Source organism: Streptococcus bouchesdurhonensis (genome assembly GCF_948472335.1).
In genome coordinates, this window is sequence record NZ_CAOKTW010000017.1 from 1 (window position 1) to 23,136 (window position 23,136).

The following is a 23,136-nucleotide window of genomic DNA, read 5'->3' on the forward strand; positions in this document are numbered from 1 at the left end:
CATTTTACCATGAATGGCTAGATTTGTAAAGGGGTTTTAAGCTTTATTTTCATTGCCAGAGAGATTGAGAAGGAGGGTAAAGGTGCTTCCTAGACCGTACTGGCTAGTAACTGTGATTTCCCCACCCAATTGATGGGCCAATTCACGCGCAATCGCAAGCCCTAAGCCATGACCACCTGTTTTCATATTACGCGAAGTTTCGACACGATAAAGACGTTTGAAAATATTCTCCAAGTCCTCTGGGGCAATCCCCTGTCCCTCATCGGTCACACTGATTGAAAGCTGGTTATTTTCCAGCTTAGCCACCACCTCCAGCTTGGTTCCTGGAGCAGAATATTTAAAAGCGTTATTGACCAGATTCACCAAGATACGAGAAAGTTTGGCATAATCTCCTTCAATCCGGGCAGACTCTGGGATTACCTGCAAATGGACATCTCGCTCCTCCTGCTCAATCAAGAACTGAAATTCACTCATGCACTCAATCAAGAGCTGGTCCAAAAAAATGCTGTCTTTGCTGGTCGTTTCGACCTGATTTCTAGCTGTGTTTAGGGTCAAAAAATTCAACTCCTCAACCAGTTTATTGAGTCTTTCAGTCTGACGCCCAATGGTTGCTAGATAATGGTCCTGTTCGCCTTCCTTGATAACCCCATCCAAAATCCCTTCTACCGTCGCTTGGATCGAAGTGATGGGGGTCTTGATATCATGCGAAAGTTGAGCAATCATCAAGCCCTTTTCTCGTTCGCTTTCTTCCAAGGAATCAAAGGTGGCCTGCAAATCATGGGACATTTCATTGAAAGCTTGGCCTAATTGCTGAAATTCTACAGGTCCTTGAACCTCCAGACTTGATGGAAAGTCCTTGTCCGCTACCCGCTTGGCATGTTCCTTGAGTTTGCCCAATGAAGTAAAGACAGGCGATAGGAGAAAGAGACTAATCCCAGCACCGATAAAACTAGCCACAAGAGTCATACCCACTAGGAAATAAATTTCTCTTTCTTCAATTAACATGCGCTGGATGGCCCAAAAAACCACGATAATCGTTAGGAGTGTTGAAATGACATACCCCACTAAAATATAACTTTTTAATTTCATTAACTACCTCGTGCTTTCTCAATTTTGTAGCCCAAGCCCCAGACGGTTTTGATGGTGGGTGTTTCTGAACTAGCATGTTTAGCCAACTCCTGTCGAAGAGCATGAATATGAACATTCAAGGTATTGGTGTCATCCACATAGTCTTCTTGCCAGACCTTTTCATAGAGGTCTGTCTTAGAGAAAACCCGCTCTGGATTGCTGGCTAAAAGCCATAGAAGTTCGAAGGATTTGACGGTCAAATCAAGCGCCACATCTCCAACTTGGACCTCATGGCTACCATGATTCATCCGTAAATTCCCGAGACTGACGACTTCTGTCTCACCTCCACGATGAAGGCGACGCAAGATATTGTGGACACGCAAAACCAGCTCACGAGGACTAAAGGGCTTGGCAATAAAGTCATCTGCCCCTAAGCTCAAGCCGTAAATCTTGTCCTGCTCACTGGTCTTAGCCGTGATAAAGAGAAAAGGCTGATCCGGAGATTGATACTGAACTTCGCTAATCAAATCATAACCATCCATCCGAGGCATCATGATATCTGTAATAATCAAATCAATTGGTTTTCTCTTGAAGATTTCTAAGGCCTCTACTCCATCATGGGCCACCAAAACCTGATATCCTGCCTGAACCAGATAACGTTGATGAATATCTGTGATTTCTACCTCGTCGTCAACGAGTAAAATTGTCTTTCCCATCTGTCTCTCCTTTGAAAAAAACAGTGCTATACCACAATAGTATAACACTATTTTAATCTCTTTACGAACATTCTAAACGATATCTGGATTTTTCATATCCTAGATAGAAAGTCTGTAGCTAGACTAGTCATTTTCTTCTTTTTTAGCTTTCAAACCGAGTCCACCTAGAAGTCCGGCCAAGGCTAATCCAAAGAATCCAAGAGTAGCCATTGATGTTTGGGCTTCACCAGTATATGGAAGCATGTCTTTTTGGTCTTTCATTTGATCAGCCATCATTGGACTTGATACCTTGTTATTAGATACCATCTTGCCTTCATCAGACATTTTGCTTGAGGCTGCTGGAGCTTGATCTTGTTTCATGCTTGGTGTTGCCATAGGCTGGCTAGCATTCATGGTTTTGTCCTGCTCTTTGTTAGGCATCATCTTATCCTGACTAGCAGCTGGCATTTTAGATTTCATCTCATCTTGATTGGCACTAGGCATTTGAGCGTTCATCTTAGATGCATCTTGATGACTATTCATCATTGGAGCCGGCATAGCTGAACCATTAGAAGATGGGACGAAACCTGACTGCATCGGAATCAGAGACTGATGTCCATGCAAGTTCACTGTCAAATCTTTTGTCGCTACAAGGTTGCTCAAGTCTGCCTTGCCATCTTTAGCACCGTACACTTTAATAGTAGCTTTATAACTTTGAGTTCCGTTTTGTTTCAAGAGGTCTAGAAGCTCTTTATCAGATTTACCTTGAGTTCCTGCCAAATCCACTTCGTAGAAGTAAAGGCCTTTGCCCAATTTTTCTACTGGTGGAAGAGCTGGATTTTTAGCTGAGCCGTTGTCTGACCATGGGGCCTTGTCAGAAGCTTTCAAGATAAGACGAGTCAACATACCGTCACCAGCGAAGAATTCATATGGAATGACTTGGTTGACACCAGCTGTAAATGGGCCTGGGAAGTTGGCTTTGTCCAAGTAAGTAGCTGGGACATCCACTGTGTCTTTGGTGTTGTCAGCCACACCTTTTTGAACTTCAGCTGGAGTGGTTAAGCCATTCAAATTGACATCCAAATCTTTTGTCGCTACGAGATTGCTCAAATCAGCCTTGCCGTCTTTCGCACCGTAAACTTTGATGGTAGCTTTATAGCTTTGAGTACCATTTTGTTTTAAGAGGTCAAGCAAATCTTTGTCTGATTTACCTTGAGTACCTGCCAAGTCCACTTCATAGAAGTAAAGGCCTTTGCCTAATTTTTCTACTGGTGGGAGAGCGGGATTTTTAGCTGAACCATTGTCTGACCATGGAGCCTTGTCAGAAGCTTTCATGATAAGGCGAGTCAACATACCGTCACCAGCGAAGAATTCGTATGGAATGACTTGGTTGACACCGGCTGTGAATGGACCAGGGAAGTTCGCTTTGTCCAAGTAAGATGCTGGAACATCTACTGTGTCTTTAGTGTTGTCGGACACACCTTTTTGCACTTCAGCTGGGGTAGTCAAGCCATTCAAGTTGACATCCAAATCCTTAGTCGCTACGAGGTTGCTCAAATCGGCCTTGCCATCTTTGGCACCGTAAACCTTGATAGTGGCTTTATAGCTTTGAGTGCCGTTTTGTTTCAAGAGGTCTAGAAGCTCTTTATCAGATTTACCTTGAGTGCCAGCCAAATCTACTTCGTAGAAGTAGAGGTCTTTGCCTAATTTCTCTACTGGTGGAAGAGCGGGATTTTTAGCTGAACCGTTGTCTGACCATGGAGCCTTGTCTGAGGCCTTCAAGATAAGGCGAGTTAACATACCGTCACCGGCGAAGAACTCGTAAGGAATAACTTGATTGACACCGGCTGTGAATGGCCCTGGGAAATTCGCTTTATCCAAGTAAGTAGCTGGAACATCTACTGTGTCTTTAGTATTGTCAGCCACGCCTTTTTGGACTTCAGCTGGAGTAGTTAAGCCGTTCAAGTTGACATCCAAATCCTTAGTCGCTACGAGATTGCTCAAGTCGGCCTTGCCATCTTTAGCACCGTACACCTTGATAGTAGCTTTATAACTTTGAGTGCCGTTTTGTTTCAAGAGGTCAAGAAGTTCTTTGTCTGATTTGCCTTGGGTACCTGCCAAATCCACTTCATAGAAGTAGAGGCCTTTGCCTAATTTCTCTACTGGTGGGAGAGCGGGATTTTTAGCTGAACCGTTGTCTGACCATGGGGCTTTGTCGGATGCTTTCAAGATAAGGCGAGTCAACATACCGTCACCAGCGAAGAATTCATATGGAATGACTTGGTTGACACCGGCTGTGAATGGACCTGGGAAGTTGGCCTTGTCTAAGTAAGTGGCTGGGACGTCTACTGTATCTTTGGTGTTGTCGGCTACGCCTTTTTGGACTTCAGCTGGAGTAGTTGCTGGTTGCGCTTCATTTGCTTCACGGTTTTGTCCGGAAACTGTAGGCGCAGGATTTGTCGCAGGTTTAACCGCATCCTCTGTTTCTTTCTTAGATTCTGGTTTTGCTTGCACTTCTTCTTTTGGCGCTACCACTTGGTCTTTATCAGCTACATTCACTTTTTCTGGAGAGCTTGTAGCATCCAAGCTTGCTTTAGGTGTTGCGTCTGCCTGTTCTGAAGGAAGAGCTGTATCGACTGCTTCTTTGAGAAGTTCTGCTGGTAAGTCGCTCTTTTCACTCACCGAAGCAGCGTCTGGCACGACTTGGGCAGGGGTTGGATTGACCACATCGGCACGTACAGAACTTGGTTGACCAACTAGGACAAAAAAGCCACTGGCTACAACAACTGAGGCAACACCGACGCTAAGACGGCGGATAGACCAACGAGTATATCTTTGATTTGGATTGAATTTCATAGGATTCTCCTTAGAGTTTTTCTTTATTTGATGACTCTAGTATAATCTCCTAAAATTAAAAAGGATTAAGAAAAAGTTAAAATTTTTCTTAAATCCCTCTTATAAAATACTTATATTAATTAAATCCATAAACAGACTTGGTGATTTGATAGACGACATTGGAAAGTTTGCGAGCTGGCAAGACTGAATGTTTGGTCAAACGGCTGAGCATGGTTTTGCGAATAGCCTGAAAGACCTCTGGATTTTCCTGCTGAATATAGGTCCACAGCTCCCGTTTTTTTGCCAGATGCTCTGCTGTGCCTGCTCGGTTGAGCAAGGCACTGGAAATCACCGTCGTGATTTCAATATGATTCAGCAAATATTCTCGCATTTTTGGATGACTCACTTGGGACAAATCAAGCTGGTCTACCAAGAGTCGATTGACCTTTAGTTGCTGGTCAATGCGCTTAATCATCACTTGCTCATTGACAGACTGGTCCTCACGCCCAATCAAATAACGATAGAAATCAACAGGCAGATAGTACATGCTCTTGACCTGCTGAAGGGGGGTAAAGACAAAAAGATTATCGACATAAAAAGTATGCTCAGGCAGTTGGAACTGGCTCGCTCTCAACAAATCTGTCCGGTAAATTAGCGAGTGCATCATGATATACTGACCTTTTGAGAAATTTCCAACCTGATTCCAGCCAAAAATCTGCTGGACAGGCAAGACGGACTCGTAACTCATACTCTTCTTACGAGACTGTCCTTCCTTTTCATAGACAAAATTGGTCACAAAGGCGTCAACTTCCTGCCCTTCACTCTCTAGTTCCTGCAAGGTTTCAAGAATTTTTAAATAGGCACGAGGATCTACCCAGTCATCACTATCAACTACTTTAAAATAACGACCAGAAGCCTCTGCCAAGCCTCGATTGACAGCACCGCCATGGCCCTTATTTTCCTGATAGATGGCTCTAACGATGCTAGGATACTTGCTGGCTAAACGCTCAGCGATTTCCTGAGTCTGGTCCTGAGACCCATCATTGATAATCAAAATCTCAACTTGCTCACCACCAATCACTAGCGACTCCACACAGTAATGAAGATAGGCAGCGGCATTATAGCTAGGGATGGCGATAGACAGTAACTTCATAATCTACTCCTTTAGGGGACTGATTTTTTCTTTCTCTCTTGTCACTTCTTTCTATTTTACCATAAAGTCCAGACTTTGAAGGACTTTTATTAGAATACAAGGGTTACTATCTCTATTTGCTATTTTGGACATCAAAAAAGAGGGGATCCCCCTCCTTACGAATTTAATTCTGCCAAGTCATCTAGATACTGGTTGTTAATGACCGCCAAGATATAGGCATCTGCTTTCAAGAGGTCATTAGGACCAAACTGGACATCCAGTGGTGAATTTTCTTGTTCACGAAACCCTAGGACATTGAGATTGTATTTGCCACGTAAATCTAGCTGACTCAGGCTTTGACCTGCCCAGACACTCGGAATTTTCATCTCTACGATAGACACATTTTTATCCAACTGAAAGACATCAACATTGTTATGAAAGAGAATGGTCTGCGCTAGAGACTGCCCCATTTCATACTCAGGTGAAATCACCGAGTCAGCACCGATTTTTTCTAGCACCTTCTTAGCTGTCTGGCTTTTGACCTTGGCAATAACCCTTGGTACCCCTAGACTCTTACAATGCATAACTGCAAGCACACTCGACTCTAGATTTTCCCCTGTTGCCACTACAACCGTGTCACAGGTATCAATTCCTGCAGTTCTGAGGAGTTCCTCGTCTGTAATATCGCCCACAACTCCACGCGCCAAAACTGGCTCAAATTGATTGATACGCTCGGCGTGGTCGTCAATAGCAATGATATTCATATCTTGCTTGGCAAGGGCCATCAGGACACTACTCCCGAAAATCCCCAAGCCTAAAATTCCAATCGTACGATCTGACATCATTCTTCCTTTCTTATCCAATACTAATATCTGCTTTCATATACTGAATCAAATCTTTCTTATCAGGCTGGTAATCCGCTAGACTAACCAGCAAGGTCAAGGGACCGATACGGCCAATAAACATGAGCACCATGACAATGCTAAGAGCTAACTTGCCCAATTCTGGCGTCAGATTTGCCGTTACCCCAACTGTCGCAAGAGCTGAAATGGTCTCAAACATAAGGTAGATAAATCGCGGTGTTCCTTCTGCCGTAATTCCCAACAACACCAAGCCCAACAAGAAGGTCATCAAAAAGATAATGAAGACACTAAAGGATTTTTGGACTGTTCGAGCCTCAATGGTTCTCTGCGCAACATTGGCATGAGGCAAGCCCAGCAATTCACTACGCGCAAAAACCAACAAGACAAAGAAAGTCGTAATCTTGAGACCCCCAGCCGTCCCTCCAGGCGCCCCTCCGAGAAACATCTGTAAGATATAGATAAACAAGGTCACAGGCCTAGCTTGAGTATAGTCAATAGAGGCAAAACCGGCCGTTCTCATGCTGACAGTTTGGAAAAAACTAACCAGCACTTTCTCTGGAACACTGAGATTGCCAATGGTTCCAGGATTGTGCCATTCCGTAAAGAGTGTGGATACTGTCCCAAATAGCAAAATCCCTGCAGTCAAGAAGAGGACTAGTTTGGTGTGGAAACGCAGACGACGTTTTTTCTTCTTGTCAAACTGGGTTGCCAAGTCAAACCAGACCATAAAGCCGAGACCACCCGTGATAATCAAACCAGCAATGACCAGATTAATCAAGGGATCCGTCTGAAAAGCCACTAAACTGCTACTGCCGAAATTATCAAAACCTGCATTACAAAAGGCTGAAATGGCTAAAAAGATAGAGGTGAAAATACCTCGTCCCCAGCCAAACTCAGGAATAAAACGAAAACTTAGTAGGAAGGCACCCAAGCCCTCCACCAGAAAAGTTGTCAAAAAGATGAACCGCATAAAGGCCTTCAGAGACCGAGTCTCCCCGTAACTAAAGCTTTCCTGAATAGTTTCACGACTGCGAAGACTGAGCTTTTGCTTCCCCTGAATATAAAAGACCCCGATAAAGGTCATGAGCCCCAGACCACCAATCTGTATCAAAAGCATACAAATCAACTGCCCCCAGACATTATAGGTAGTAGCTACCGGTTGCGTAGAAAGGCCGGTTACACAGACCATAGACACCGTCGTAAAGAGATGGTCAAAATAAGTAGCCTGCGAACCACTTGCCTGAACAAAAGGCAAACTCAAAAGAAGAGAACCTATAAAAATAACTCCGGCAAAACTTAAAAAAATCCGACGTGCTGGCGAAAGTCCGCCAAAGACCCTTTCAAGTTTTTTCACAAATAATTTGAATAACATACATCCATTGTACCATAAAAAGAAGGAGAGTAGCTAGATCTGAGAGGCTATCTCAAGGCAGAGTTCCAAGGCCTTTTCGAAAGCTTCTGAACCCCAGTCACGACTATCGTACTGGTCCAAGTCTGCTAGAGAATCCGCTGTAAACAACAACTCTCCCCAGAGAACCCCACGCAGTTGGGCTACTGCCGCAAGTGCAGCACACTCCATCTCCACAACAGCACAGCCTTCCTCCTTGCGATAAGCCACCTTTTCAGCCGTTTCTCGGTAAAAACCATCTGTGGACCAGGTCAGGACTTCTTCATAGGGAATCTCTCTGTCTTCAAAAACTCGCTCAATGGCAGCAATAGCCTCTGGCTGAAGTTCCATATAACGAGAAGGTGCCACATAGTGGTAGCTGGCCCCTTCATCTCGTAGAGCCCTAACAGGGACGAGAAAGGCGTTCTCCTCTATGTCAGCTAGCACACCACAGGTGCCAGTGGAAATAATTTGCTCCACACCATAGCTAATCAACCAATCCATAAACTGGGCTGCTGCGGCAGAACCAACAGGAGCCTGAGCCAGACAAATTTCCTCTCCCTTGTAGTTGATGGCATAGACTGTATAGGTCTTGGTCGCAGAAACGAATTCGCCGACACAGTCCGCCCCTACTTCCCTCGCATAACGGTCAATCTCCTCACCTAAAAATGCATAGACACACTTCAATCCAGCTTCTCGTGATCGGGCATGATGACCGCCTGAGGATTATCATCAAACTCTAAAATGGGAATCGCATGTTTCTGAATCATAGCCCACCTCCTCTGATTTTGTACTATTGTATCAAAAGCTGACCGAGTGTCAAGGAGGAAGCTGATGAACTGAGGAGAAAAAATCTCAGTATTCTTGGAATTCTCGACACTAAGTGATTTTATAAATCATAAGGAATTAGAGTAAACATTACAAACGTAGCCCCTCTGTAATTAATCTTCAGAGGGGACGTTATATATTAGTAGCTGTTGCTGATAACTGTTACTTTGAAAGAAAAGTATTTATGTCGCACTCTATCTGGAAGTTATTATCAAATTTTTAAAAGATCAACTTCCAAGATGATTATTCACTATAAAGAGCTTCTAACTCCCTTTTTAGATATTCAGCCAGATGTTGATGAGCAAAGATGTCAGCATTCTGTTCCGCTGTAGGATTATAGTTTGTATTGGTATTTACATCATACACATAAATATCTCCGCTTTCTGATTGAACCCATTCTATAGCTGCCACATCAATATGAGCATTTTTAAGGAAGGCTTCATAAGCTTCTTTTTGAGATTCTGGTAGAGGTTCTGTAATTTGGAATTTTTCAGAAGTTTCCAGTTGTTCTGGTCTCTTACCGATTTGACAACCATCTGCTGGACAAAGTTGGAAACCATCTGAAGAATCAATTGAAACAGTATAAAGGAACTTCTGATTGATAAACTCTGAACGACGGATACGACCATCACTTGGTTTAATATAAGCCTGCAACAAGGTAATACCATCTACTGAAGGTTCAAAAGCAGAACTATTAACATAAGCTTCTAGTTCTTCTTCATTTTGGAAAAGTTGCACTCCTAATCCCTTTCCTGCTCTATTATGCTTGGTAATCAAAGGATAGATATTCAATTTTCTTGCTGCTTCAATGATATTTTCTGGGCCCAAAACAGCAACTGTTGCTGGAGTCTCGATACCAGATTCATTTAATTTCAAATATTGTTTCACCTTACTGATTTCTAGATTGATGGCTCCCGTTCCATTAACTACTTTACGTCCATGAGCCTCTAGCCAAGTAAGCACCTGCTCCGTGAACTCTGGTGCATAGCGATGCCCTCTCGTATGAGAAGATGCGGACATCCTATTATAAAAAATTCCTTGTGGAGGTGGGCTTTGAAGATCTAATATCCCACTCGATAGATCCCATAATTCATAAGGTACTTGTATTTTTTCTAACCATTTTACTAAATGCTGTGTCCATTCAATATTTTCATGAATCACATAAACTTTTGCGTTACTCATAACTCCTATCTCCTTTAAGAAAAGTTAACTGACAATTGATGTTGCTTGTCTTCCTCTAAACTATAACCTTCTGTTTTTTCAATGACACTGACCGTTAAGATTTGACCCAAAACATTGATCATTGTACGGCCAGCATTCACAAAGAAATCAACTGCAAAAATCAAGGCTACTCCTTCTACTGGCAATCCAAGCTGGGGTGCTGCTGCCAACAAAACTACTATAGCTCCTGATGGAACAGTAGCTGCAGTTTTCCCAATTAAGGTCAAAAGTAAAACTGTAAATAAGAGACTTGATAATGAAAATTGGATACCGTAAGCATGTGCGATAAAAATAGTGGCTACTGAAAAATAGACAGCTGCTCCTTCTAGATTAAAAGTATATCCTAAAGGGACAACCAAATCAATCGTATTCTCATCATGTCCCTGTTTCTTTAAATCCTTCAATAGGGACGGCAACACAACACTCGAACTACCCGAAATAAATGCTAGAGTCAAGAGGCTCCAATTTTCACGAAAAGCAGTCAAATATGGAACTTTAAAGATAGAGGCGATCAGAGGGAAAATAACTAAAATGAGAACTCCATAGGCCAAATAAGTTCCAATAACAAATTGACCAAGTCCAACTAACTTATCAATCCCTGTACTAGCGACATCTTTTGCAATAAAGCCAAAGATTCCGACAGGAGATAATTTTACAATAACAGTTACAATTTTATAAATAGCTTCAATCCAGATCTGGAAACCTTCAAGAATTTTTTGGGTTTTATCACTCTTCAAGCTACCAATTCCATAACCAAGAAATATAGCAAAAACAATAATTGGAAGAAGAGAGCCTTCTGAAATTGACTTCACAATATTTGATGGAATAAAACCAAGTAAAAACTCACTCAATTGGACATTATTAGCTATCCCGTCGATATTAGCTCCAGTTTGACCAATATTCACACCTTGACCAAATCCCAAATAGTAACTAGAGAATACAAATAACAAAGTGATTGCAGTTGTAACAGCGAAAAAGTAGAGTAAGGTCTTCGTTAAAATTTTACCAAACGATTTTTTTCCAATGACACTAGCCACTGCAACTACTATAATTGGGAATATTAGTGGAATAATGACCATGTTCACCAATTTAATAAATGCTTGTCCTAAAAATTGATAAAAACCTGCAAATTGTGGCCAGATTACTGCAAAAATAACACCTAAAATCAAAGCTAGCAATAATTGCAAACCGAGTGAAAGTTTTGACCATAAATTAACTAATTTCATAAAATAACCCCTTTGCTTTTATTTGCTAATTATTCTACTACGAATCTTCTAGCTTGACTAATATATATTTTCTATTGTGACCATAAAAAAGATTTATAACAATATCTCAAAGTGTCGTCATATCTATTTCGCTATCCATTATGAATTTTTTATGTTAGAAAAACACCACCATCTAAACTACTCAACTAGATGGATCAATTCCATAATGATCAAGAAGAGTGACTTCAAGTATCAAATCTACAAAAAGAGGCTGAGTAAAAAGTCTTTGAAATCAGAAAAACGCATAATATCAGGTAATGAACAACCTTGATATTATACGTTTTATTGTTGAAAGATTTACTTCATTTTTCTTGAAATTGAGTTTTTCCCAGCCTCTTTTACTTCTATCTCACAGGTATCTCCTTAATCACACGCGCAGGATTACCAGCTAGGACAACATTGTCGCCGAAGGACTTGGTGATTACAGCCCCTGCTCCAGCAACAACATTATTCCCGAGTGTTACTCCAGGAAGGACAATGACACCTCCTCCAGCCCAGAAATTATCTCCAATGGTAATGGGCTCCCCGTATTCCACACCTGAATTACGTTCCTGCGGGTCCAATGGATGGAGGGGAGTCAAGAACTGACAGTTGGGACCAATCATAGCATTGTCCCCGATGCGAATCGGACAAACATCCAGCATGGTCAAGTTCCAATTAGAATAAAAATTTTCCCCTAGATGAATATTGACCCCATAATCGACCACCAGTCGTGGATTAACATAAAGATTTTGTCCGGTTGTCCCAAACCAAGCCTTGATGATTTCGGCTCCCTTCAAGGGATCTTCTTCCTTGTTAAAGGCAGACTGTTTTTGGCGAGAAGTCTGAGCCAAGGCCCGCAATTCTGGGTCCGATGGACGGTAAACCTCTCCCGCTATCATTTTCTGGTATTCACTGGTCATTGTATTCTTCTCCTTGTTCCCTACTATCATATCAAATTTTCTACGTATCTGACTAGAATAGGGAGCACTTTCTACAATTAATCCTCTGATTGTCATCATATCCTGTCTAAACGAATACGAGTCACAATTCCATCTGGGTCTGTGATTTCCAACTGGCTAGATGTCAGCCACTTGATTGGTGCTTCATCTGCTTGTGCTCGCTGGGCAATTGTTAACAGTTCTTCCTTACCAGCAACTTCAATGACATAATAGGCTAAACCTGGCAAGCCTTGCTTACCCGGGGCCAAACCTTTTCCTCCCCATTCATTGACTGCCAAATGATGATGGTAGTCCCCAGCTGCAATCCAACTAGCACTAGGCACACTGAATTTATCCTCTAGTCCTAACACCTTTTTATAAAACTGACTGGACTTTCGACTATCCTTGACGGACAGATGGATATGCTCCATTCTCGTACCTTCTGCTAGGATAAAAGGCTCTACCCTTTCTCCCAACTCATAGATATCCTGCGCCGCAAGGGCCTCAGTCACCCCGATAATACGCCCGTCTTCTCGAATATCCCATGTAGAAACTGGCTTATCTCGATAGAGTTCAATGCCATTCCCCTCCAAATCCTCCAAGTAAAGGGCCTCACTGTAACCATGGTCTGCACCGCCGACAAGAGGAATCTGTAAATCTGTCAGGTGTTTCAAGACATCAGCCAATGCCTTTCGTATCGGCAAAAGAATAGCCAGATGGTAAAGGCCATAATGTTCCCTTACTTCACCGCTCTCTTGTGCTTGAATCAAGTGTACCAAGGCTTTTCCACCAAGTCCCAGAATAGCCTCTGTCTCCGTTTGAGATAAGATTTCTAAACCAATAATCTGCTGATAAAAAGCTGTTTGACTCGCTAAATCCTTTACATTTAAAACTGCCTCGGCTAAATAAATATGGCTCTGGTATTCATAGGTCATAAATGCTCAAGCCCAAAGGCCCTACCTGACTAGGTTGGAGAGGCCAAGCATACATACCCAAGGGGTAAATATCCGCATAGCCATCATCGAAACTCATGAGGTGTTGGTAAGTAGAGCTAGCAACCAAGTCTAGAATCAAGCTATTGTCAAAACTAGCATAAAAAATGGTGTCATAGTCGCCGGCAAACTCCTGACAAATCTGAGCCAAGTCCTCTGCCGTTTGAGGATAGTGAACGTGGTCAAAATCCTTAGCATAATGCTCCTGTCGGGCATTTTTGACAGGACTGACATAAAGACTGACGAAGTCCTGATCAGGATAGAGTCCCTTGATATGCTGGGCAATCTTAGCCTGTAAGGGCGTTGTGGCAATGATGAGGTGTTTCATCTCTTTGATTCTCCTAGGTGGTGATGGTGCAGCAAGGTCTCAACGACTTCAAAGTCCAAGGCATCGTCGATATCATAAGAATAGAGTTTGGGCATTTCATAGGCTACTGTTTTATTCGTGTAAAAGGTCTCATCTCGTAGGTAAAGGTCCTTGCGAGAAATCCAGATACTACCGTTTGGATAGTAATAGACAGGCTCTTTCTGCCGAGCATAGTGCTTAGATACCTGAGGGGGACGGATAAATGACAACTCCGCAAACTGCAAGAAAAGGCTACGACTTTTGTCTGCCTTGACACAGGAAATCAAATGGTCGGCACCAGACTGACAATAGAGTTGATAGGACTCGATGAGATGCTCCACCTCTCTCAAGGGTGAGGTCACCTGTAGATTCACAAAGACCTGCTCTTCCTCAAAGGGCTGTAAAAAGTCTCGTAAGGTTTCTAAGCTAGAGGTTGTTGATAGGGCTAATTCTTTCGGTCTATGGACACAATGAATTTCTGGATAGGCTTGACGACAGAGTTCTAGATAGGCTAGTGAGTCTGAGGAGACCCAGATGTCACTAAATAGCTCGGAGGCTAGAGCGACTTCTATTGTATAGAAAACCAAGGGTTTGCCTGCAAGCAGTTTGATATTTTTATCCACTAAGCCGCGTGAACCCGAACGAATCAAAATGACGGCTATGGGTTTAGATGTTACTTTCATATAGTATTCCTAGAATTGAGATAAACAGGGCAGATAGAGTGGTAATGATGCTATTTAACCAGGGATTGGGGTTGGCAAAGAAACCACTGTAATGATAGAGAACCAAGGCTCCTAGACTAAAGACCAGATAGATTTTGGCTAACTGTAAGTTCGGTCTTTTGAGGAGCAAAACCAAGAGGTACAAACCACCAATCACACCCAGTGTCAAACCCATAAAGCCGTTAATCCATTCGTAGATGGAGTAGATTTCTGCATTCATGAGCAAGAGGCAGAGGAGCCAGGACAGACCTGCTAAGACAAAGGATAGAATACTTGGCGACCAGTGAATCTTTGACCAAGCGAAATCCAACTTCAAGCAGGTCACGATTGCATTCATACTGGATGAAACTGTGGATTGGCCTGCTGCCAAGAGAGCCAGCATGATGAAACCACCAAACCAAGGTGCCAGACCTTCCCGAGCGTAAGCAATGAGAACAGGATTGGTCGATGTGGTGGTGAAATTTTCCTGACGAATCAAGCAGCCAATCAGATACAATAGACTAGCAATCCCAAAGGACAAAAGTCCCTGTAACCATAAGATTTTTCCAATCTTCTGACGCCCCATTTTGCTATTAAAACGTTGGACGATATCCTGCGAAGAAACGTAGGAAAACAAGCTACTAAAACCTGCTCCTGCAACTAAGATGAAGACCGTCTTCCCATCCAGCGTCTCTGCAAAGTGAGATAGCTGTTGACTGCTATTCACGACTAAACCAGATTGGGCAATTCTTGGTAGAAATAGGGCCAATATAGCCAGTAGGACCAAGCCTTGAAAGAAGTCCGTCCACAGCACAACCAAGAGACCACCCCTTGCCAGATAATAGACCGTCAAAAGAAGGAGTAAACCAGACAAGATCAGCTGATTGAGAGGGATAAAGGGCGCTAAGGCCTGAGACAACAAATAGGTCACCACTGCTATTCGCCCCAACTGGTAGAGGATGAAAAGACCTGAGGCCAGTGAACGAATGCCAGTCGATTGAAACTTGTCCTCTAAAAGATGATAGGCTGTCTCATAGTTTCCCTTTTGATAGAGGGGCAGAAAGTAGCGATGAGCTAGTGGAATGGCTAGAAAAATCCCGCACTGGGCAAACCAGAGATAGGACCTGCCTGTATAGGCATTCCCAACCAGAGTCAGAAAGGAAATAGGGCTGAGTAAGGTGGCAAAGACTGAGAAGGCCAAAACTGTCACTGGAACAGCTTTCTTAACCTGATAATAGTCCTCTTCACTCCCTTTTTTCCGATAGGCAATCAAGGAAATCAAGCAAAAATAGAGCAACAGGGTAACTAGAATTCCCAACATCCTAGAAGTTCCTATCTAATAGCTCTCGGTAGCTTTGAGCTACTTTTTCCAGAGAATAGCGAGAAGCTAAGGCTAGATTTTTTTCATTTAATAGATAAAAATCAGGCTGTTCCATCTCTTCTATCTTTTGAATCAACTCTGATTTAGTTTTAAATAAGTTGATGGCATTGGACTGACCAGCATAGAAACGATGGGCAATCTCCACATCCGATAACAAGGCCAGCAAACCTTGACTCAAGGCTTCGACGCAAGCGTTAGCAAATAATTCTGTATAACTTGCAGACAGATAGCATTGGTGCAGATGATAAGGCACTTCGTTAACGATACCTTTAAAGTGAATGGTTGGCGGAAGATCATATTGATTCTGTAATTCTGCTAGACGTTCCTCTGAGCCACCATAAAAGGTAATCTGGGCCTTGGAGCCACGTTTGTAGAGTTCGATAAAGGCTTCAATGACAAGCTCCACATTCTTGCCTTCTCCCATATGACCCACTAAACAATAGTCTAGCACAGGTCCCACTTCTTTGATTTGACCGGGATTTTCTGTAAACATAGGTGGCAGGAATCTTGTCTGGTAACCTTCCTTGGCCAAACTTTCTGTCAACTTTTCACTAGCAACCAGGTATTTGTTTGTCTTGCGCAGATTGGCGAGGCGTAAGTCTCGCATGACATTTTCATGGATGACTTCATAGTAATTTTTGTCCGTGTTTTCCATATAACGCCAGAGGCTGGGTTTGGGAACGATTTGTTGGTCACGAATGAAGAGGTCGGTTTGCTGGGCCCATCTGGCTAGGAACTTGACCAGCAAGTCCTCTTCAGAACAGATTTCTCCTCCTATGCGGTAGATATATTCTGGGTAAAAGATGGTTACAGGAGAGGGTTCTTTAAAGGGATCGATAAAGCGTCCTTCAAGGGCCAGTTCTCCATTTTCATGATACCAACGAAGTTCCTTCTCCTTGAAATCTTCAAACAAGAAGGGCCCCTTGGTATAGTAATATCTCCCCGAGCCATCTCCTAAGGTAACTGAGGCGACAAAACCGTCTTCATTGAGCTCAACCTGATCTCCAGCTACTAGCGTTAAACTTTCTGGCTTCACTGATAAGTCTGCATGGCCTATATCTGAAAAACTATGCGGAACACAGAGCAGTTCCTTTTCTAAAAATCCTAACTTGATTAAATCTTTCTTCCAGTCAGGACGAAGCTGAGGACTCGATACAAGGTGAACATATCCCAAACCCAGATGTCGTGCTATGCGGGCGCGATAGGCCTGAGTGCTCTCAAAACCGTAGCGATGGATTTCCTTGGCTGGATGAATGGTGACAATTCTCGACATGATGTAGACTCTTTCTCTCTTATTTATTGCTTACAAAGGAAAAACCACCCTCACAAAAAGGCGAGGGTGGTTCATCCGTTACAATGCTTGGGGATTTCCTAGCAAGTTCCCCCTCAAAAGGACTTTATGCTATTCTATCACAAAGACTGACCATCTGCAAGATGGACTGGTTTAGACAGGATAGCGTGGGGGAGTTTTCTTATTGTTTATAAATCGATTCTCTGAAATCATCTGTACTACGTAGGTAGGCATTGTAATTTTTTTGTTTACAACTTTCAAGAAAATAGAGAAGGCAAATTAGCCTTCCCCATTTTAAGGTTATATCATTTTACAACTTCGTTATAAAAAGCTATTGAAACAGACTATTTGTTCACTAGTTGCCTAGTTTACCCATTCACCATTTCCATTTACTTTATAACCGTCTGGTGTTGTTGTGCTGACTGCCAAAGCTCCAGAACCATATGCATAGTACCAGTATTGGCCAACTTTAAACCAACCTGTCTTCATGATACCAGACGCATCAAGGTAGTACCAGATTCCATTTTCTTTGAGCCAGCCTGTCTTCATAGCTCCTGAGCCATCAAAGTAGAACCATCTATTTCCGTCTGTACCCCAGCCTGTAAACATAGCACCTGAGCTACTCAAGTAATACCAGCTACCATCTACTTTTACAAATCCTGTCTGCATGACACCTAGGTCATCCAAGTAGTACCATTTACCACCCGTTTTCACCCAGCCTGTCTTCAGATCACCAGACTCATAGAAATACCATTTTCCATCTGTTTTCACCCAACCAGATTGGTCTGAACTAGAAGTTCTAAATTCTTTCAGCGCTTTTTCAACTACGACTGCTTTATTTTTAACTGTTGACAAGTTAGATGAAGTCACTTCTGCATACTGGATAGCCGGACCGTAACTGCCTACCAACTCTTCTGAAGTAGCAGCATCACCAAAAGCCTGAGCAATCGTTACGGCATTATATGGGTTATTTGGGTTCTTAAAGGCAGCAATCCCCATATGTGTAAATTTAGGGCTAATCAAAGTCTGATAATGACCAGATCCACCATTTGTTGAACCACCTGATTTCTTCTTCACGTAGTCTGCTTTTTCAGCACGCCATTGTTCAAGAGCTTTTAGAAAACCATCATGGTTCCAACCCAAGTTTTCTCCTAGTACACTGTTTCCTGATGGGAAGGCACTCCAGATTTCTTTACCAGAAAGACGAGTATGGTCCATGGTTACAGAAGCTTCTGCAGCTCTGGCAAAAGCTGCCTTTTCTAGGTCAGTCGACCATTTGATAGGGACATACTTATCTACCAAACCTTCGTCAGCTGCCTCTTTACGGATAGCATTGATGGCATCTAAGATAGCTTGTTGGTCTGGAGTCAAAAATTCTCCCTTTAATCCAACCAAAACATTGCCACTAGCAGGGTTAAGCACTTCTGAACTCAAGACATTTTCATTTCTACCATCTGCAGATTGTGTTGCCACAAGTCTGTCATTGGCAAAAACATCATTTGTCAAAACTGCTCCAGCTAAAGTCAAAGCCAAGGCGCTAGCAAATACAATTTTCTTCATTTTTTTCTCCTTTTATCCTTTAGATAGGACAGGTATTTTCAATATTAAATTATATCATATTTTCCTATTCTTTGCCCATTTCTACTAATGTCATGAGGTAAATAAAACTCACCCCGAAAAGTAGAATCTTCATCCTCTATTTCACAACAAGCTCATAACGTGTCTTGCTTGTAAAGGTTTGACCGGCTTTAAGAATGACTTGGTCTTTGAGGTCGCTATGAATGGCATCTGGTAAAGCCTGGGCTTCAAGGGCAATCCCATTGTGCTGTACCATTGGCTGACCTCCTATGATGACACTCTCATCCACAAAGTTTGCTGTGTAAACTACAAAGCAAGGAGCTTCTGTCTTGAAAAGCAGGAAGCGACCTGAGTTTTGGTCATAAAGGAATCCAGCATTGTCATGACCTGCAGGAAGAGCGAATGGATGATCCAAACCAGATACCAGCTGGATTTGCTCATCTTCCTCTGCAAAGATATCCTTCAACAAGGTACCATTGTAGATGTGTTTAACCACATCACGATTGGCATCTGGAGTTTTGGCAGGAACACCGTCGGGAGCGATTGGGTAAATGCCCTCTGTATTTAGTTGGAAGACATGGCGGTCAATCGTCTGCGTGAAATCACCAGACAAGTTGAAATAGCTGTGGTTGGTTGGATTGACCAGCGTATCTTGATCGGTTGTCACCTTGTAGCTGATTTCATAGGCACCAGTTTCTTCTAAGTGGTAACTGATCCAAATCTTGAGATTTCCAGGGAACCCTCCTGTCCCATCTGTACGCTCTGTGTAGAGAGTCAAGCCATGGTCGCTCACCTCGACCAATTCAAACAAGCTGGAATCCCAACCAGTTGAACCACTGTGGTTACAGTTGCTAGCATTGTTGACTTCAAGGTCATAGTTCTTGCCATTAAGCTCAAAGGTCGCACCTGCAATACGGCCTGCCACAGGACCTACGCTAGCTCCATGCTTGGGACTATTGCCTACATAGCTATCAAAATCATCAAATCCCAAAATAACATTGGCAAAGTTTCCAGCCTTATCAGGTGTGACATAGCGCAAGATAGTCGCGCCATAAGTCATAACCTCAAGCTGGTAGCCACCGTTCGTCTCAAATCGATAGGCCAAGACATCCTTGCCCTCAACATTTCCAAACACACGCTCTGTGTATGCTTTCATTCTGTTCTCCTTTTACTATTTCTCTCAATCAAACAAACCATAGAAAGCGAATTGACAATCTATGGTTTGCCTGATAATATACAAATCCTCTTGTCAAGAATTCATAAACACTGTCTTACTTCTGATATTCGTGGATGATAACACCTTGTACCACACGGTTTACGGTACCTGTAGGAGACGGTGTATCTGGTTTATTTTCTACCTTGAGTGAAGTCAATAGGGCAAAGAGTTGGGCATAAACAATGTAAGGGAAGACACGGTAAATATCATTCAAGACACCGCCACAACCAAGGACCACTTCTTTGACATTTTCAAGACCAAAAGCTTGATCACTCAAAAGCACAACACGACGAGCAATCTGGTCACCAGCAACTTCACGAACCAAGTCCAAGTCGTACTTACGAGTGTAGTCTGTCGTTGTACCAAAGACCAAAACAACTGTATCTTCGTTGATAAGAGATTTTGGACCGTGACGGAATCCGACTGGGCTTTCATACATAGTCGCAACTTGACCAGCAGTCAGTTCCAAAATCTTGAGCTGAGCTTCATGAGCAAGTCCAAAGAAAGGACCAGCGCCTAGATAGATGACACGGTTAAAGTCTAGGTCAACAAGTTCTTTGACATCTTCTGCATTGTCTAGAATTTTACGGGCAAGACTAGATACAACTTCAAAACGTTCAGACTTAACAGCAAATTCTGTAGGATCAAAGACCAAGAGAGCTGTCAACATCATAGACGTAAAGCTAGAAGTCATGGCAAATCCAGCATCATTAGAAGCAGCTGGTTGCAAAAGCAAGAGATTGCGGTCATCTCCATGAGCTTGAAGAGCCAACTTACCGTCCGCTGCACAAGTAATAGTCACCTGATAAAGCTCATCCACCAAGGCTTTGGCCAAATCAACAGTCGCAACACTTTCAGGCGAGTTCCCACTACGAGCAAAAGATACAAGGACAGTCGCAACATCTTTTTTCAAATAGGTTTCTGGATTGGCAACGATATCTGTTGTCGCAATGGCATTGAAATTCCATTTGCGTTCGTCATATACTTCCTTAAAGTAAGGTACCAAGGTATCTCCCACATAAGCAGAAGTCCCCGCACCTGTCAAAATAACCTTGATATAGTCATGTTTATCAGCAATCCCTTGCAGAAAGGCTGCAATTTCTTCATGTTTTGATTGATAAGATTCAAAAGCTTCTTTCCATACATCAGGCTGTTGGTAGATTTCACGTGTAGTGATTTCTGCACCCAATTCGATCAAGTCTTCTTTTGTATAATGTAGCATTGAATTCCTCTTTTTCTATTAAATATGGGAATGGGAGTAAGCCCCATTCCCATGTATATTCTATATAAAATGCTCTAACGATTTTCACGTTATCACATCTTATTGAATCGAGTTCCAACTAAAATCTTTGGGAAAAAGATCGATTATCGTCGGAGAATCGCTCCATCCTCCTATCGCCTATTTTCCCTCTGATTTTCACGTTGTCACATCTTATTCATCTTCGTCATCATCGAAGCCAGCTAACAGGTCATTAACTTTCACAATGCTTTCTGCAGCACGGTTCTTATAGTCCGCATCTGCACCTGTAAGGCTCGCATTGATAAATTCAATCACCATTGGAAGATTCATTCCTGCATAAAGTTCGATGTCACGACCTTCCATGATCAAACGACTGACCACGTTACATGGTGTTCCACCGAGAAGATCCGCAAAGACTAGGAAATCATCCAATCCTTCAATAGCAGCTTCAAATTTTGCAGTAAAGTCTTCTGGGCCATCTTCTGGAAGAAGAGCCACTGCATGAATATTGTCTTGTGGACCCATAATCATTTCTGTGCTACCTTTAAGTTCTTCACAGAAGCGACCATGGCTCACCAAAATTAATGATTTAGCCATAAATTATGCGCCCATTCCAAGCAAGAATTTACCGATGAATGAAAGACCTACTGCAAGAGCGATAATGATACCGATAGCTTTAGTAGAAGTCATACCTTTCTTACCAAGCAACCAGAAGATAAAGGCAGTAAAGATTGCTGGAAGCAAGCGTGGGAAGATTGAGTTCAAGATATCTTGGAAGTCAATCATCTTTTCACCGATTGGCAATTTATAAGAAACTTCAAAGTTGATCATTGTTGCTACAAGAGCACCCATCATGAAGACACCAAGTACAGATGCAGCGTCAATCAAGGCTGTCAAAGTACTTTGCATGTTATTGATAAGGTTAACCCCTTCTTTGTAAGCAAATTCCAACTGTTTCCAACGGAAGATGTCATAAGCTACTGCAACTGCAATCCAAAGGAAGATACCCCAAGGTTGGCCAGCGATCGCCATAGTTGCTGCGATAGATCCCATGATAGCAGGTACAAGTGAACCAAAGATAGTATCACCAAGAGGAGCGAATGGTCCCATCAAACCTGTCTTGATACCGTTAACGGCATCTTTTGAACCTACACCATCTTTTTCTTCCATGGCAAGGTCAAAACCAGCGATAATAGTGTGGAAGAATGGTGAAGTATTGAAGAATTGAGTATGAACTTTCATCATTTCTTTCAATTCAGGAGTTCCATCCCCATACATTTTACGCAATTGAGGTAAGATCATGTAAAGGTAACCAGAAGCTTGCATACGTTCGTAGTTCCAACCTAATTGGAAAGTAAACAAGCTACGTTTGTTGATTTGATTAAAATCTTCTTTTGTAAGTTTGTAATTAGAATTCGTCATCTTCGATTTCCCCACTTTCTGATGGTGTAGAAGGTGCTGCTACAGCTACTTTTTGGCTATTTTTGAAGTGAAGCACTGCAAGGAAGATACCTACGATAGAGATACCGATCATAGACAAACCTTTGAAGTTATTCACAAAAGCAATTTTTTCAGCAACATCTTTAGGTAGAGTACCGATAACACCTGCAACAGCGCCACCAAGACTTGTTACGTTTGAGTAAAGTACAGTTAACATAGCTGTCAAACCAAAGCCCATTGCAAGGTAGTGAAGGTTACGTTTAACTGGAAGGTAACGAAGCAAGATTGCAAATCCAAGACCTGGAAGCATACGTCCTGCAAGTGTCAAACCGTCTGCAACCCATTGGTATTGTTTAACCAAATCTACCACTGCTTGAACAAATGCACCACCAAAGGCAAGAGCAAAGAAGACTGGAAGGGCACGAGATAGAGCCCAAGGAATCGCACCAAGCAAGTAGTTACGCTCGATACCTTTGTAGTCAAAGCGTTCGATTGCAGCATCAATACGGTGTGCGAAGAAAGTAGTTGTCATACGTCCAAGAACATCGAAGTATGTCAAAAGTGCTGCTACTGGAACAGCGATTGTTGTGATCGCAAGGTCTGTAGCGATTCCTTGTGAAACTGAGAAGGCTGTTGCAAGAACCGCACCAGAAGTTGCGTCAATACGAGAAGCACCACCGAAGGTACCAACCCCAAGAACGAACAACTGCAAGCTACCACCGATAAACAAACCAGTT

The 23,136-nt window shown here is 42.6% G+C and carries 20 protein-coding genes and 1 pseudogene; all 21 read right to left on the minus strand.

Annotation, left to right across the window (positions count from 1 at the left end; genetic code table 11):
- Nucleotides 1-36: 36 nt before the first annotated feature.
- A complete protein-coding gene (locus QMQ21_RS17900; RefSeq protein ID WP_261814911.1) occupies nucleotides 37-1,089 on the minus strand; it encodes a sensor histidine kinase in 1,053 nt (350 codons plus the stop codon).
- The gene (locus QMQ21_RS17905; protein ID WP_000520654.1) at nucleotides 1,089-1,784 is read right to left on the minus strand and encodes a response regulator transcription factor; all 696 of its coding nucleotides are present in this window, start codon (nucleotides 1,782-1,784) and stop codon (nucleotides 1,089-1,091) included. Before QMQ21_RS17905 ends, QMQ21_RS17900 begins: the two co-directional genes overlap by 1 nt.
- A 123-nt stretch (nucleotides 1,785-1,907) precedes the next feature.
- Nucleotides 1,908-4,619: an SSURE domain-containing protein gene (locus tag QMQ21_RS17910; protein ID WP_284525516.1), complete on the minus strand. Its 2,712-nt coding sequence runs from the start codon at nucleotides 4,617-4,619 to the stop codon at nucleotides 1,908-1,910.
- Between the two features lie 115 nt (nucleotides 4,620-4,734).
- Nucleotides 4,735-5,751 carry a glycosyltransferase family 2 protein gene (locus QMQ21_RS17915; RefSeq protein ID WP_261814912.1) on the minus strand — a complete coding sequence of 339 codons (1,017 nt, stop codon included), beginning with the start codon at nucleotides 5,749-5,751 and terminating at the stop codon, nucleotides 4,735-4,737.
- 155 nt (nucleotides 5,752-5,906) lie between these two features.
- Complete coding sequence (locus tag QMQ21_RS17920) at nucleotides 5,907-6,572, minus strand: potassium channel family protein (RefSeq protein ID WP_004258637.1); 666 nt, start codon at nucleotides 6,570-6,572, stop codon at nucleotides 5,907-5,909.
- 13 nt (nucleotides 6,573-6,585) lie between these two features.
- Nucleotides 6,586-7,965 carry a TrkH family potassium uptake protein gene (locus QMQ21_RS17925; protein WP_261019112.1) on the minus strand — a complete coding sequence of 460 codons (1,380 nt, stop codon included), beginning with the start codon at nucleotides 7,963-7,965 and terminating at the stop codon, nucleotides 6,586-6,588.
- A gap of 33 nt (nucleotides 7,966-7,998) precedes the next feature.
- Nucleotides 7,999-8,750 (minus strand): annotated as a pseudogene (locus tag QMQ21_RS17930) (nucleoside phosphorylase).
- Nucleotides 8,751-9,051: 301 nt separating this feature from the next.
- Nucleotides 9,052-9,990, minus strand: coding sequence for an ATP-grasp domain-containing protein (locus QMQ21_RS17935; RefSeq protein WP_070842785.1), 939 nt, complete (start codon nucleotides 9,988-9,990; stop codon nucleotides 9,052-9,054).
- 14 nt (nucleotides 9,991-10,004) lie between these two features.
- Nucleotides 10,005-11,255 carry a dicarboxylate/amino acid:cation symporter gene (locus QMQ21_RS17940; RefSeq protein WP_261019111.1) on the minus strand — a complete coding sequence of 417 codons (1,251 nt, stop codon included), beginning with the start codon at nucleotides 11,253-11,255 and terminating at the stop codon, nucleotides 10,005-10,007.
- A 383-nt stretch (nucleotides 11,256-11,638) separates the two neighbouring features.
- Nucleotides 11,639-12,196 carry a sugar O-acetyltransferase gene (locus QMQ21_RS17945; RefSeq protein ID WP_261814915.1) on the minus strand — a complete coding sequence of 186 codons (558 nt, stop codon included), beginning with the start codon at nucleotides 12,194-12,196 and terminating at the stop codon, nucleotides 11,639-11,641.
- A gap of 95 nt (nucleotides 12,197-12,291) precedes the next feature.
- Nucleotides 12,292-13,149 (minus strand): VOC family protein, encoded by an 858-nt coding sequence (locus QMQ21_RS17950; protein WP_261019107.1) that lies wholly within the window; start codon nucleotides 13,147-13,149, stop codon nucleotides 12,292-12,294.
- On the minus strand, nucleotides 13,139-13,534 hold the full coding sequence (locus QMQ21_RS17955; RefSeq protein ID WP_261019106.1) for a hypothetical protein: 396 nt from the start codon (nucleotides 13,532-13,534) through the stop codon (nucleotides 13,139-13,141). Before QMQ21_RS17955 ends, QMQ21_RS17950 begins: the two co-directional genes overlap by 11 nt.
- Nucleotides 13,531-14,235 carry an acylneuraminate cytidylyltransferase family protein gene (locus QMQ21_RS17960; protein WP_261814916.1) on the minus strand — a complete coding sequence of 235 codons (705 nt, stop codon included), beginning with the start codon at nucleotides 14,233-14,235 and terminating at the stop codon, nucleotides 13,531-13,533. Before QMQ21_RS17960 ends, QMQ21_RS17955 begins: the two co-directional genes overlap by 4 nt.
- A complete protein-coding gene (locus QMQ21_RS17965; RefSeq protein ID WP_261814917.1) occupies nucleotides 14,219-15,574 on the minus strand; it encodes a sodium:solute symporter family transporter in 1,356 nt (451 codons plus the stop codon). Before QMQ21_RS17965 ends, QMQ21_RS17960 begins: the two co-directional genes overlap by 17 nt.
- A gap of 1 nt (nucleotide 15,575) precedes the next feature.
- Complete coding sequence (locus tag QMQ21_RS17970) at nucleotides 15,576-16,907, minus strand: glycosyltransferase (protein WP_261814918.1); 1,332 nt, start codon at nucleotides 16,905-16,907, stop codon at nucleotides 15,576-15,578.
- 381 nt (nucleotides 16,908-17,288) lie between these two features.
- On the minus strand, nucleotides 17,289-18,485 hold the full coding sequence (locus QMQ21_RS17975) for a CAP domain-containing protein (RefSeq protein ID WP_033685249.1): 1,197 nt from the start codon (nucleotides 18,483-18,485) through the stop codon (nucleotides 17,289-17,291).
- Nucleotides 18,486-18,621: 136 nt separating this feature from the next.
- On the minus strand, nucleotides 18,622-19,659 hold the full coding sequence (locus QMQ21_RS17980; RefSeq protein WP_261814919.1) for an aldose epimerase family protein: 1,038 nt from the start codon (nucleotides 19,657-19,659) through the stop codon (nucleotides 18,622-18,624).
- A gap of 115 nt (nucleotides 19,660-19,774) precedes the next feature.
- Complete coding sequence (locus tag QMQ21_RS17985) at nucleotides 19,775-20,941, minus strand: SIS domain-containing protein (protein WP_261016096.1); 1,167 nt, start codon at nucleotides 20,939-20,941, stop codon at nucleotides 19,775-19,777.
- A gap of 210 nt (nucleotides 20,942-21,151) precedes the next feature.
- Nucleotides 21,152-21,556, minus strand: coding sequence for a PTS sugar transporter subunit IIA (locus tag QMQ21_RS17990; RefSeq protein ID WP_261055101.1), 405 nt, complete (start codon nucleotides 21,554-21,556; stop codon nucleotides 21,152-21,154).
- A gap of 3 nt (nucleotides 21,557-21,559) precedes the next feature.
- Nucleotides 21,560-22,381: a PTS system mannose/fructose/sorbose family transporter subunit IID gene (locus QMQ21_RS17995; protein WP_004262524.1), complete on the minus strand. Its 822-nt coding sequence runs from the start codon at nucleotides 22,379-22,381 to the stop codon at nucleotides 21,560-21,562.
- A partial coding sequence (locus tag QMQ21_RS18000; RefSeq protein WP_261814920.1) for a PTS mannose/fructose/sorbose/N-acetylgalactosamine transporter subunit IIC occupies nucleotides 22,368-23,136 on the minus strand: 769 nt, incomplete at its 5' end. The genes QMQ21_RS17995 and QMQ21_RS18000, both read right to left, overlap by 14 nt.

Bases quoted from the DNA above. Each gene is read 5' to 3' on its own strand.
- QMQ21_RS17900 (WP_261814911.1), bottom strand. From the start codon at position 1,089: ATGAAATTAAAAAGTTATATTTTAGTGGGGTATGTCATTTCAACACTC.
- QMQ21_RS17905 (WP_000520654.1), bottom strand. From the start codon at position 1,784: ATGGGAAAGACAATTTTACTCGTTGACGACGAGGTAGAAATCACAGAT.
- QMQ21_RS17910 (WP_284525516.1), bottom strand. From the start codon at position 4,619: ATGAAATTCAATCCAAATCAAAGATATACTCGTTGGTCTATCCGCCGT.
- QMQ21_RS17915 (WP_261814912.1), bottom strand. From the start codon at position 5,751: ATGAAGTTACTGTCTATCGCCATCCCTAGCTATAATGCCGCTGCCTAT.
- QMQ21_RS17920 (WP_004258637.1), bottom strand. From the start codon at position 6,572: ATGTCAGATCGTACGATTGGAATTTTAGGCTTGGGGATTTTCGGGAGT.
- QMQ21_RS17925 (WP_261019112.1), bottom strand. From the start codon at position 7,965: ATGTTATTCAAATTATTTGTGAAAAAACTTGAAAGGGTCTTTGGCGGA.
- QMQ21_RS17935 (WP_070842785.1), bottom strand. From the start codon at position 9,990: ATGAGTAACGCAAAAGTTTATGTGATTCATGAAAATATTGAATGGACA.
- QMQ21_RS17940 (WP_261019111.1), bottom strand. From the start codon at position 11,255: ATGAAATTAGTTAATTTATGGTCAAAACTTTCACTCGGTTTGCAATTA.
- QMQ21_RS17945 (WP_261814915.1), bottom strand. From the start codon at position 12,196: ATGACCAGTGAATACCAGAAAATGATAGCGGGAGAGGTTTACCGTCCA.
- QMQ21_RS17950 (WP_261019107.1), bottom strand. From the start codon at position 13,149: ATGACCTATGAATACCAGAGCCATATTTATTTAGCCGAGGCAGTTTTA.
- QMQ21_RS17955 (WP_261019106.1), bottom strand. From the start codon at position 13,534: ATGAAACACCTCATCATTGCCACAACGCCCTTACAGGCTAAGATTGCC.
- QMQ21_RS17960 (WP_261814916.1), bottom strand. From the start codon at position 14,235: ATGAAAGTAACATCTAAACCCATAGCCGTCATTTTGATTCGTTCGGGT.
- QMQ21_RS17965 (WP_261814917.1), bottom strand. From the start codon at position 15,574: ATGTTGGGAATTCTAGTTACCCTGTTGCTCTATTTTTGCTTGATTTCC.
- QMQ21_RS17970 (WP_261814918.1), bottom strand. From the start codon at position 16,907: ATGTCGAGAATTGTCACCATTCATCCAGCCAAGGAAATCCATCGCTAC.
- QMQ21_RS17975 (WP_033685249.1), bottom strand. From the start codon at position 18,485: ATGAAGAAAATTGTATTTGCTAGCGCCTTGGCTTTGACTTTAGCTGGA.
- QMQ21_RS17980 (WP_261814919.1), bottom strand. From the start codon at position 19,659: ATGAAAGCATACACAGAGCGTGTGTTTGGAAATGTTGAGGGCAAGGAT.
- QMQ21_RS17985 (WP_261016096.1), bottom strand. From the start codon at position 20,941: ATGCTACATTATACAAAAGAAGACTTGATCGAATTGGGTGCAGAAATC.
- QMQ21_RS17990 (WP_261055101.1), bottom strand. From the start codon at position 21,556: ATGGCTAAATCATTAATTTTGGTGAGCCATGGTCGCTTCTGTGAAGAA.
- QMQ21_RS17995 (WP_004262524.1), bottom strand. From the start codon at position 22,381: ATGACGAATTCTAATTACAAACTTACAAAAGAAGATTTTAATCAAATC.